Below are 11,557 nucleotides of genomic sequence, written 5' to 3'. Positions count from 1 at the left end.
GCCCCCGTGTTACCGGGGGCGCCTTCCAGTTTCGCGCGTTCCCTTTTTTACAGCGCGACCCAGCTGTGCGTCCGGGCGGCCCGGTAGAGCGCTTCCATGACGACGTTGCGCGCCGCCGCTTCCGACGCGGACACGAGCGGCACGTTCCGCCCCTCCAGGGCATCAAGAAACAGCTCGAACGCGTGCGGAAGCTCCTCCGGCAGGTCGCTCCACGGAGTGTTTCCGTCGGAGTTGAGACGTTCGGATTTCACGAAGAGCTCACCGTTCCGAATGTATGCAAACCCTTCAATTCCGCTGACTTCACAGGTCACCGGATTCATGACGTCGACCCAGCCGCCGCAGAGCGTTCCGACCGCGCCTCCAGGGAATTTCAGCAGCCCCGTGCCGGTTTCGTCGCACATCGCCCCGTAACGTCCGGTCACGACGGAGATATCGGCAGTCACCGACTCCGGCTTGCCGAAGAGCCACATTAAAATATCGAGCGAATGGGTTCCGAGGTCGCCGAAGGCGCCACATCCAGCCACCGCCGGATCCGCCATCCAGCGGAAATCCGTGTCGAACCAGCCGCCGAGCGAACCGCAGTGGCAGTTCACATGACGAACTCGCGTGATCGTGCCGAACACCCCGTCATCCACCATGCGTTTGAGCGCCCGGTGAACCGGTGCGCCGCGCATGAAATATCCGGTCTGAAACACCACGCCGGCCTTCTCGATCGCCGCGGCCATTTCAAGCGCATCGGCCGCCGAAAATCCGAGCGGCTTCTCGACAAACAAAGCCATCCCGGCCGCGGCCGCCGCAGGAACAATCTCCCTGTGCCGGTTCGTCTCGGAGCAGACCACGAGCGCCTCCGCCCCGGCCTCCTGCCAGAGAGCCTCCACATTCGAAACGGTTCTGCAACCGAACTCCTTCGCATATTTTTCCGCCCGCGCCGGATCCGGGTCCCATACCGCAACGACCTCCACGCCCGGACGCGCTTTCATGCGCGTCGCGAAATTCGGCGTATGAATATGCGCAACCCCTGCAACTCCAATTTTTTTCATCGATCTTTCTCCTGAAAAAAAATCCCGGCGCGAAACCGGGATTCAAAAGCGGAACATTCCAACGTTACTTGATCGGCACTTCCTTGCCGCCGGCCGCGGCGGAACGATAGATGCCGTCAAGAATCTTCTGGATCGCGAGTCCTTCCTCACCGGAGGCGCGCAACGGCGTTCCCTTGAGGATGCCGTCGACCCAGTTCTGCAGCTTGCGGACAAAGAGGTAGGTCCAGTCCTTGTTCCAGTCGGGAGCGACGTAATCCGGCTTGATGTGAACCATCGCGCCAGCATCGTCGGTGAAGATCTGAAGCGGATCCCAGTCGCAGCCGCCCTTCTCGCCCATCGCGACGAACTTCCACTCGTCCTTGTCGATGTGCGCCGCAAACGACGACTCGATCTGCATGATCATGCCGTTGTCGAACCGGATATGGCCGATCGCAAGGTCTTCGACCGTGTAGGTCTTGTAATCCCAGTTCGGCCACATGCTCATGACTTCGCTCGGCTTGTCGCCAAGGTAGGTCCAGCAGTTGCCCGTCGCGGCGACCGGCTTCGGAGAACCCATGAAGTAGTGCGCCATCTCGACCACATGCACGCCGATGTCGATCATCGGGCCGCCGCCCTGCAGTTCCTTGCGGCCGAACACACCCCAGTTCGGAATGCCGCGGCGGCGCAGCGCCTGGCACTTCACAAACATCAGCTTGCCGAACTTGCCCTCGTCACGCGCCTTGACCAGGAAATCGGTCTTGGAGTTGTAGCGGTGCTGGAACCCGACCGCCAGAAGGACGTTGTTCTTCTTCGCGGCGGCGATCATCGTCTCGCACTCTTCCGGGCTCATCGCCATCGGCTTCTCAACCATGACGTGGCAGCCCGCATTCGCCGCGGCGACGGCCGCCGGGCAGTGAACGCCGTTCGGAGTGCAGATGTCGACGGCATCCGGCTTGATGACCTTGAAGAGATCATCCCACTTCTCGAAGCACTGTTCCGGCTTCGCGCCGTACTTCTCCTGATACTCCTTGAGCCGCTCGGGCAGAATGTCGCAGAACCCGACCAGTTCGACTTCCGGAATCGACTTGTAAGCCGCCATGTGCGCATGGCTGATGCCGCCGCACCCGATGATTGCGACCCGGAGTTTCTTCGGAGCCTCCGCCGTCTTTTTCGCTGTTGTCTTTTTCGCCGGAGCTTTTGCCGGCACCTTCTTCGCTGCTGCCGCTTTGGTTGCCATTCTGAAAATCCTTTCATGGGCGTTGAATACAGAAAAAGCCCTTTTCATATTATACCGCAGCTTCCGCAGATTACAAGCATCCGCAAACCGCGGATTTGATTTTTTTCCTTGAAAGAGGGGGATTCCTCCCGTTTTCCGACTCAACCTTCCGCACTCCATTCAAAATGCAGATCAGCGGCCGGAGAGTCCGCGCAGGATTTCGCGCTCCTCCCGGTCGGGCTTTTCGGAGAGACGTTCGGCGACACGCGCGCGAAACGACTCGAACCGATTCTCCTCAAGAATCCGGTGCGGACAGTATTTGCCGCTCCAATCCCGGTGCATGCGCAACTGCTCCGCCGTCAGACCGAAGTGCCGAAGCAACGCACAGGCAAGAATTTCCGCATTCTCCTCGCTGCGGCGGTACTGCCAGTCCGCCGCACCACGGCACTGGCTGCGGCAGATCTCGACGCCGATGCTCTGCGTATTGCCGGGCCCCTGCGCGCCGTCCCCCGCGTGCCAGCCGTGAATGTCGAGCGGCAGAATCTGCACGGCTTCGCGCTCGTCCACGGCGAAGTGAAACGAGACGCTCATATTGTCCCGCCGGGAATCGACCCGGTCGCGTTCCTGCCGCGCAGAAAACGGTTCGGCCGTATTGTGGATCGTCACGTATTTCACCGTCTCGAATTTTCCCGGCAGTTTGTAGCGGCGATTGTACTCGTTCTCTTCGATCAGGGCACGCACGAATGAGAGCGAACGCTTTCCGCGAGCCTCCGGCTCCGGCCCCGCAAGGTTCTTCCGGAACCACGAGGCCCTGCCGGGATCCGGCACGTAACAGCGAGTCACCCGGATTCCTTTCCGCTCAAGTGCCGCGAGCAGTTTGCCGTAGTCGATCTCACTGCTCCAGGCGGAGAGATCCGCCTCCCGGCAGCCGCTCTTCCGGAGTTCGGAGGGGAGATCCGAAAGTTTCCCGGTCGCACCGGTTCCGAAGATGAAAAAGCTCTCTTCGCCGTTTTTGCCGCGGCTCACCGCCACGGCCGCCGGACCGGACTCCTTCGCAGCGACCGCGGCCAAAAACAGCGTCGATACGACAAGCATCAGAATCATTTTTCTCATGGCATACCTCCGAAAAAATCCATTATCGACTTGAAAAAGAATGTGTCGCCCGCCACCCCGCCAATGCAGATCACGCCAGACCGCACCGGAGAAGAAGTTCCCGCTGCTTCAGCAACTCTCCGGTTTCCCCGGCAGCCGCGATTCTCCCCTCCAGCAGAATCAGGCACTCCGGGCAGAGCCGTCCGGCGAATTCGAGATCGTGCGTCGCGATGAGTTTCAGAGCGGGAAGCGCGGCGAGACGTTCCGCAAGTTCCCGGCAACCGCGCGGATCGAGCATCGACGTCGGTTCATCGAGTAGAATCGCCTCCGGTTTCATCGCCAGCACTCCGGCCAGCGCGGCCCGCCGTTTTTCACCGCCCGAGAGATGCGCCACGTCACGCTCCGCGAGATGCGCGATCTCCATCGATGCGAGAGCCTCCTGAACCCGTTTTGCCACCTCGTCCGCGGGGAGTTTCAAATTCCGCGGTCCGAATGCGACATCCTCCCCGACCGTATTCGAGAAAAGCTGGTCGTCGGAGTTCTGAAAAATCATGCCGACCTTCGAGCGCACGACAGAAAGATTCCGTTTTTCCACATTCATCCCGTCCACCCGGATCGCACCGGAACGAATCGGCACAAGCCCCGGAATGCTCTCAAGCAGCGTCGACTTGCCCGCGCCGTTCGCGCCGAGAATCGCGACGGCATCGCACCGTTCCGAATCGAACAGATACGAAATCCCGTCGACCGCCCGGATTCCGCCGGGCCGCTCCAGAACCAGTTCGCACAACTCGATCCTCATGAGAGCGTCCCCCGCATAAGACAGAGAACCCCGAACAGCAGAATGCAGCCCCCCCATTCGGCGAAGGAGCCGACCTCTCCGGCCTCCAGCGGTTTTCCGGCGTGAAACAAGCGGCACTGCATCGCGCGGTAGACCGCTTCCGCCCGCTCGACGCTCCGCAGGAAGAGCCGGCCGCACAGCATCCCCCAGTCGCGCACCGGAATGATCCGGCATTCCGGATTCCGGAGAAAATAGCCGTTCGCAAGATTCCGCGCCTCCTCCGCCGTCAGCACGAGGTAGCGAAGCAGAAGCTGGATCTGCAAAATCAGAATGCACGGGACATGAAGCCGGACCAGTGCACCGGAAATCCCGGTCGCAGAGGTCGTCTCCGCGAGCAGCAGCACCATTCCCGTCGTCGCGAGCGTCTTGGCGGCAAGCACCCAGAAGGAGAGAATTCCGCCCGGCAAAGTCGCCCCGCCGGCAAAGTCGACCAACTCCCGGTCGAAGAGAAGATTCGCCGCCGCCGCGCACAACACGAACGGCAGCGCGAGCGCCGTCCGACGCAGCAGCCGCAGCGGAGAAACTCCGCCGATCCGCGCAAGCAGAAACGGAACCGCCGCAAACAACGTACATCCGAGCCAGTCATATCGGTCGAACGAAACGGCAAGAACCAGAAATCCCAGTACCAAACAAACCTTCGGCAACGGTGCAATCCGCCCGAACACCCCGCGCTGCGCGGAACCGCTCAAAACCGGGAAAAAGCAGGAAACCGGCCCGGTCACTTCATCGCTCTCCGATGTATCGTTTTCCGGCAAACCAGATATGCGCAGAACCCGAGAATCCCCGCGCAAAGCAGTACACCGGCAATTCCGGCCACCGCTGTACCGAGAGGAGCGTCGCTCCCCGGAAACGCATAATCCGGCAGCAGGGCGAACTTCTCCGCCAGATTCGCAAAAAAGGTGTGGATCGCGCCGGAACGTTCGAGTTCCGCACTTCCGGCAGTCCGCGCCATCGACCACTCAAGGCCGTCGGGATCGCCGGAGGCCAGCAGCGAAAGGCCGCCGCCGATCAGCAGCGCAGCGGCTCCCAGCACCAGCGTCAACCGTCCGGGGGAGAAATTCTCCTCCTCCAACCGCAGAGAATCCGCCTCCGGAAGATGTCGCCGCACGAAAAGCAGCACCGTCCCCGTCGCCAATCCTTCCCCGACCGCGATCGCCAGATGAATCGGCATCATCACTGCGACAAACGCGCCGAACGGCAGCTCCGTAACGCCGGAGAGCAGCGTCTCAAGCGTCACGGAAAACGCCCCGAGCTCCAGTGAAACGATACACGCCGCCAGACTCGCCGCGAAAATCCGTCCCCGGCTCAGAGTTCTCCCCGCAATCGGGCGGAACACGTACGGATACGCGAGAAAGCAACCGAAAAATCCGAGGTTGAAGAGATTGCATCCCCACGCGAGCAATCCTCCGTCGGCGAAGAAGAGCGCCTGGATCAGCAGAACCCCCGCCATTACGATGAAAGCGGGGGACGGCCCGAGCAGCGCAGCAAGCAGCACCGCGCCGCCGATATGACCGCTCGACCCGGTTCCGGGAATCGCAAAGTTCACCATCTGCGCGGCAAAGACAAACGCTCCGGCCACCCCCATGAGCGGGATACGGCTCTCCTGAAAATTTTTCCGAACGTCCCGAACCGAACAGGCAAGCACCCCGGCGGAAACCGCCAGCATGGTTCCGCCGACCGCGGGAGAAAGCAAAGCATCCGCCATGTGCATAAAAATTCTCCTTCCAGCAGAAAGTTTCTCGACATGGATAAATTAGCGCGGAAACCATGATTTTTCAATGAATTCTCCGGGAAACACCCGATTTTCCGTCCCGAAACCGGAAAACGGTTCGGAGTCGTACCGAACCTCCGGTCCCCCCCTGGCGGCAGACCCGGAAACACGGCAGACCCGGGGTTGCTTCCGCACCGGGGGTCGGCGTCCGGCGGAATCTGCACCGGCACGCCTCGACTCGGGGGAAGCATCAGGTGCTCTCCAGTGCGGCGGAATTGTTCCGGGAATGAATTTTCGAACGCTTCTCCAGTCCGGGAACGATCGAATCTTCTCCTGTCAGCGCTCCGGCGGCTCGTAGTCCTGGTCGATGAGACACCGCTCCTTCCAGATCTGAAACACCTTCACGAGGAAAAGAAGATAAAGCAGATTGATCAACACTGCTCCGATCCACGTAAATCCGGATGACATGAGAAAAGAGAAGATGATCGTGGCCAGCAGATAAATGCCGTACACCCAGAATCCCAGCAGAAAAAACAGACTTTTTCTAACCTTCCGCTCCGGATTCGCCAGCACTGTGAGGATGAGAACAAACCACTCGTTCAGAAGAACGGAAATGATGCTGCAAATGATGATGATCCCCCGGTCCTCATGGATGAATTCTCCGATCACCGCGCTCAGAGCTCTCAGAACTCCGGCGATCATTGCGAAGTAACAGCCCAGCTTGGCGAAGAAGAAAAGTATTTTCAACCCCGGACTCAATTCCACTTCCGAGCGGTCAGTCACGGCAGAGACCGGACGCACGGGGAGCGCTCTCTCCACCGGCCGGGAAGCCTCCCATTGGAACGGGTGCGAACAGGCGTGACACTGAAAGGCCTGTGCCGGATTGGCGGCTCCGCAGCTCGAACAAAACTTCGCCCGGTTCACAGTAAACTCCCCGCCGCATTTCTGACAGAGAACATTCTGCTGCTGAAAATCCTCGGGAACATCGTACTTCTGGTGGCAGTGGGGACAGACTGTTTTCATGATTCGCTCCGTGAAATTATGCGTTCCATCTCTTCTGGTCTCCAACCGATGCGCATGATACAATAAAATCTTATGCGAAATCGAAAAAAATCAAGAAAAAAATCGAAAAAACGCCTTTCCGCTCCCGTTCCGGCCCGACGAAACTGCCGGCAGAAATGCAAAAGGCCGCAGATCGAATCTGATCTGCGGCCAGTCAACTGCCGTTTTAACTCCGGGGAGACCGTTATCTCCAATCGCTCCAGAATTGATCTCCGCCGATGCTGGTGCGCGTTTCGGGAATCTGATTCCGGGTCATCGACTTCGCGTGTCCGTCGATGAAGGCCACGTTCGCAGACTGACCGTTTCTGTGCCGCCAGAGCGCGCCGTCGACGATCGAAAATGCCCGGGTGCTCTTGTCGATGTTCTGATCCTGCCACGAACCGATGCGATCCATATCCATCAGCAGCATACGCGAACCGGGATATTTGATCCGGTTGACTTTGGTCACGGCCTTGATGTATTGATCTTCGTAATTGCTGTGGTAGGCGTTGATCCCATAATGGCGGGCGCCATAAAACTCCTTCTCGCCGAACTCAGGCTGGGAGGGGCAGCCGAACACACCTTTGGGGCGACCCGCCTTGTCATCCCAATGTTTGAAATCGGTCAGATTGCCGCCATTCTGCAGAACGTAGAGCCCGTCCTGCCATTTTCCCTGCCGGTTCCAGCAGGCTTTCCCTTCGGCCATCAGGCCGTTGTACTTCATGATCATGCCGTTGTTGCTGTCGAAGTACATCTGCGACAACGTCCCGAGCTGCTTCATGTTCGAGAGACAGGAAGTGTCCCGCGCCGTTGCACGGGCCTGATTCAGCGCAGGCAGCAGCATCGCCGCGAGAATCGCAATGATCGCAACCACGACCAGGAGCTCGATGAGAGTGAAAGACTTTTTCATGATACAGTTCCTTCTCTTTCAAAGTACCGGTTAATGTTTTCAGGAATCCTTCAGAATTCCGTTCTTCTCTTGACTACACATATATTATACACAAAAATATGCAAATGTCAATAGCAAATCCGCAGTTTTTTCTATTTTTATGCAATTTTTGCATAAAAGCGGTTCTATTTTTCGTCCTCATGCAGAAATGCAAGGTTTTGAAACCGCGGAGCTTTCCCGATGCCCCGGAACGCGGCTCCTCTTTTCGGGAACTTCCGCTCTGAGATCGATCTCCCGGGCCGGAGAAGGCTCCGTCGGGAAACCGGAAATACAAAAAAACGGCGAACCGTCTGTACTCGTTCGCCGTTTCACCCGTATCCCCGGGAATTTCCGGAAGCGGCCGGCCGTTTCCAGCCGGCGGCAATGGGGAATTACTTCATGGAGTTGACAAGTTTGCCTTTCTCCCGGTAGGTGTACATATTCTCTCCGGCCTCGCGCGCCGCCTGAATCAACTCCGGATACGGAGTGTCCGCGACATCGACGAAGCCGATCTGATACCCTTCCCCGTCCCAGCGGCCGGTCAGCGGCTGGTCACGGAACTGGAACCAGTGGACGCCGACCATGTTCGGGTGGACCAGCGCGCCCTGCACGTACCGCAGAAAGGCGGTCGCCCGCTCGGTCTGATCCGCAGTCGGACAGAGCCCGTTGCTGAACATACCGCGATCGTAGGTGCCGAAGTGGAATTCCCCGATCAGGATCGGCTTTTCGCCGAACGACTTCGGATCGACGTTCGCGACACTGTTCTGGTAGGTGTTCACGCTGACCACGTCACAATATTTCGCCGCGGCATCCTGAGCGGCTTTCGACTGACGGAAGCCGACGAAACGACAGCCGAGATAGAGCCGGTGCGGCGCGGTCTTCTTGATCCCCTCCCGGCAGATCCGGAAGTAGCGGTCGACGAACTTCGCGTAGAACGCATCGGAATCCGTGCGGTATCCCCGGCCTTTCGGCATGTTCCGGTTCTCCGCAAGTTTCTCCCAGTCGGCGAAGTCGGTTTCCCAGGCCTCATTGAGCTTCTCAATCGTGCCGTATTTCTCCTTGAGGTCGGCGATGAACGCCTGCTTTGCGGGCTGGTCGGGCTCGGCGCCGAAGACTGCCTTCATGATGTCGTTGAACCGCAGCTCGTTGTCGATGAAGTAACCGATGCACATCGGGTCGTCGATCGATTTGCGCGTGATCTCGTCCACTTCGGCGCGGTCACGCAGAATGTTCCCCATTTTCTCTTCGAATTCGGGATCGAACACATCATAGAACTTCACATTGCTCTTGCGGAAACGCGGGAACCCCCTCGCAAAGTCGCTGAGCTGCATCGTGTAGGGCTTCTTCCCGAGAATCATCACATCGGTCTTGGACCAGTTGCCGATCGTATTGATGCCCCACGCATCCAACCGCTTGACCATGACATTGTAGAAATCCTTCTCATAATCGGGACGGCCGTACTTCTTCTGGAGATTCCAGTGCGTGAAAGGCAGCGTTCCGTCCGCGGGAACCTCATGGGCGAACCAGCGTTCATGTCCCCTGCCCTGCGTCGCGTCGGTGTGCGCCTGCAGCACATCGATGCCGAGCGACCAGAAAAGGTTGCCTTCCGGGTCGACGAGATACCATTTCCCGTCATGCTTCACAGGATAGAAGCTGCCGGTCGCATCGTACTTCGGACCGGTCGCCCAGCCGCCGAAGCGGTCCCAGGTCGCGGGAGCCGGAGTTTTCTCGAGTTCGGCGAGCTCCTTTTTGTGATTCTCCTGCAACTGTTTGTCGGAGTGGATCTTCTCGGGCCAGTCGAGATGCTTGTACTGTCCGTATTCGTCGATGAACGGGAAATACGCTTCCCCCATTCCGGTCACTTTCCGCTCGACCTCAGGCTCCCCTTCAAGCCGGAGATTCGAAAGCCGGCAGTCGACGAGCCCGGGAACTTTGTGCGGCTCGAACGGCCACTGCATCTTGAATTCGATCGAGTTGATCTTCGACGTGTCGAGCGGTTGCCGGATATTCTTGCCGCCGTCCGGAGCGGTGAAGAGCGAGGCGTGCGGCAGATAGAGCCGCATCGTGCGCTTTTCGCCGGGATTCAGGCCGATGCCGGTGTTGACCTCTCGCAAAGGCAGATCCACATGGCTCGCGCTTTTGCCGTTGTGTTTTCCGCTCGAAATGTGCATGGTGAGGCGCATCTGACGGTCTTTCGACAAATTTTCGACGTCCACTGCGAGATATTTTGCATTGGAAAAGTCGAAGAGTTCCCCTTTCGGCGGATTGATCCGGAGCCCCGCATCCCATTCCGCAGTGTCGGAATAGAGCTTGATTCCCCGGGAATCCTGTTCGACTCTGGCGTGATACCGCGCTTCAAGCTGATCTTTGTCCAGCTTGAGCTCACCTGCCGGGCAGAGCAGCCCGGCGAATGCGAGCAGAAACGCAGGGAGTATTGTTCTGTTCAAGTTCATAACGTGACCTTCCTGTTGTTGTTGCCGCGGGAACTTATCCCCGGGTCAGTGTTTCAAAACGCTTACGGAATTCCGTTCGATCAGTTTGGCCGGCAGCTCGATTTTCCGGAGAACGTCGGTGTCGCCCTGCATGACGAGGTCGACCGCGATCTCCGCCATCTCGTGCAGCGGAATCGCAATGGTGGTCAGCGACGGCCGCTGGAATTCGGAGATCCCCGGATTCTCGGAGCCGAGCAGCGAGATGTCATCCGGAACCCGTTTCCCCGCAAGCTCCTGGATGAGCCAGTTCACCTCCAGCGCCCGCATATCCTCACCCGGCACCCAGACCGCTGTGCATCCCGCATCAATCAACTGTTTGACCGCAAGATGCAGCGGCTCGCCGCTCGAAAGCGTCAACAGCAGCTCATCGGGATTGAGCCCCGCGTCCCGCATCGCCATGCGAACCCCTTCGGCACGACCGCAACCGGTGTAATCCATGTCGTGAATCACGGCGATTTTACGATGCCCCTTGCCGAGCAGATACTCCCCGGCAATCCTGCCGGTCGTGTAACAGTTCGGAAAGACCGTGTGGCACCACGAGGACTGGTTCTCACTGAACCAGACCATCGGGATGTTGTGAAGCTGTTTCAGGATGTCGATCGTCCGGTCTTCCCAGGCGATGCCGATCACGCCGTCAAACCAGCAGTCGGTCAGATTGCCGATCCGATCCTCGGTGATCATCGTGATCCCCGCGTCGAGCCGAGACAGCGCATAGCAGATGTGCTGTGTAAGCGTGTTGACGTAACCGCCCATCACCGTCTTGTGCGGCGGCTCCGTGACAAGCGCGATCTGTTTGTTGCGCACCCCCACCCGCGGACGGAATCCGAGTTCGCGCGCCGCCGAGAGAACCCGGCTGCGCGTCTCCGATGGAATCAGCGAACTGTTGTTGAATACACGACTTACCGTACCGGTCGAAACCCGTGCCCGAAATGCAACCTGGGCCAGAACTCCGTTCGACGACCCGCTGCCCTTTGACTTTGCAACTGCCATTTTCCCGATCCCTCATGAAAGTTTTCCAATATCACGCTAATATTATACTCGATTAATATGCAATTGTCAATAGCAGTTTCGCACATTTTACTATTTTTATGCAAATTTTGCATAATGAAAGATTTCTTTTGCGCTTCCATGAAAGGGGCAGGAAGAATCAAAACCACCGGCTAAGCCGGTGGTATGCACCACGCCTTCAAGGCGATATTGCCGGCAGCCCGACACGGGCT

10 protein-coding genes are annotated in these 11,557 nt (G+C 58.6%); all 10 read right to left on the bottom strand.

Annotated elements, in window-relative coordinates:
• Positions 1-47: 47 nt before the first annotated feature.
• A complete protein-coding gene (locus Q0K10_RS02980; protein ID WP_294502965.1) occupies positions 48-1,040 on the bottom strand; it encodes a Gfo/Idh/MocA family oxidoreductase in 993 nt (330 codons plus the stop codon).
• A gap of 64 nt (positions 1,041-1,104) precedes the next feature.
• Positions 1,105-2,256, bottom strand: a complete 1,152-nt coding sequence (locus Q0K10_RS02975; protein WP_294502963.1) for a Gfo/Idh/MocA family oxidoreductase — start codon at positions 2,254-2,256, stop codon at positions 1,105-1,107.
• Positions 2,257-2,427: 171 nt separating this feature from the next.
• On the bottom strand, positions 2,428-3,348 hold the full coding sequence (locus Q0K10_RS02970; RefSeq protein ID WP_294502962.1) for an N-acetylmuramoyl-L-alanine amidase: 921 nt from the start codon (positions 3,346-3,348) through the stop codon (positions 2,428-2,430).
• A gap of 70 nt (positions 3,349-3,418) precedes the next feature.
• Entirely contained in the window at positions 3,419-4,126 is a 708-nt protein-coding gene (locus tag Q0K10_RS02965; RefSeq protein ID WP_294502959.1) for an energy-coupling factor ABC transporter ATP-binding protein, read from the bottom strand.
• Positions 4,123-4,887, bottom strand: a complete 765-nt coding sequence (locus Q0K10_RS02960; protein WP_294502957.1) for an energy-coupling factor transporter transmembrane protein EcfT — start codon at positions 4,885-4,887, stop codon at positions 4,123-4,125. The genes Q0K10_RS02965 and Q0K10_RS02960 overlap by 4 nt, the downstream gene beginning before the upstream one ends.
• Positions 4,884-5,870, bottom strand: coding sequence for an energy-coupling factor ABC transporter permease (locus tag Q0K10_RS02955; RefSeq protein ID WP_294502954.1), 987 nt, complete (start codon positions 5,868-5,870; stop codon positions 4,884-4,886). The genes Q0K10_RS02960 and Q0K10_RS02955 overlap by 4 nt, the downstream gene beginning before the upstream one ends.
• Before the next feature lie 342 nt (positions 5,871-6,212).
• Positions 6,213-6,899, bottom strand: coding sequence for a hypothetical protein (locus Q0K10_RS02950; protein WP_294502952.1), 687 nt, complete (start codon positions 6,897-6,899; stop codon positions 6,213-6,215).
• A gap of 223 nt (positions 6,900-7,122) precedes the next feature.
• Positions 7,123-7,827, bottom strand: coding sequence for a type II secretion system protein (locus tag Q0K10_RS02945; protein ID WP_294502949.1), 705 nt, complete (start codon positions 7,825-7,827; stop codon positions 7,123-7,125).
• Positions 7,828-8,237: 410 nt separating this feature from the next.
• Complete coding sequence (locus Q0K10_RS02940; RefSeq protein WP_294502946.1) at positions 8,238-10,298, bottom strand: beta-galactosidase; 2,061 nt, start codon at positions 10,296-10,298, stop codon at positions 8,238-8,240.
• Between the two features lie 45 nt (positions 10,299-10,343).
• Entirely contained in the window at positions 10,344-11,327 is a 984-nt protein-coding gene (locus Q0K10_RS02935) for a LacI family DNA-binding transcriptional regulator (protein WP_294502944.1), read from the bottom strand.
• Between the last annotated feature and the right edge of the window lie 230 nt (positions 11,328-11,557).

The organism is uncultured Victivallis sp. (assembly GCF_944391105.1).
In the GTDB taxonomy this organism is placed as follows: Bacteria; Verrucomicrobiota; Lentisphaeria; order Victivallales; family Victivallaceae; genus Victivallis.
The sequence above is the reverse complement of the archived record's forward strand: the minus strand, read 5'-3'. Positions and strand labels throughout refer to the sequence as shown.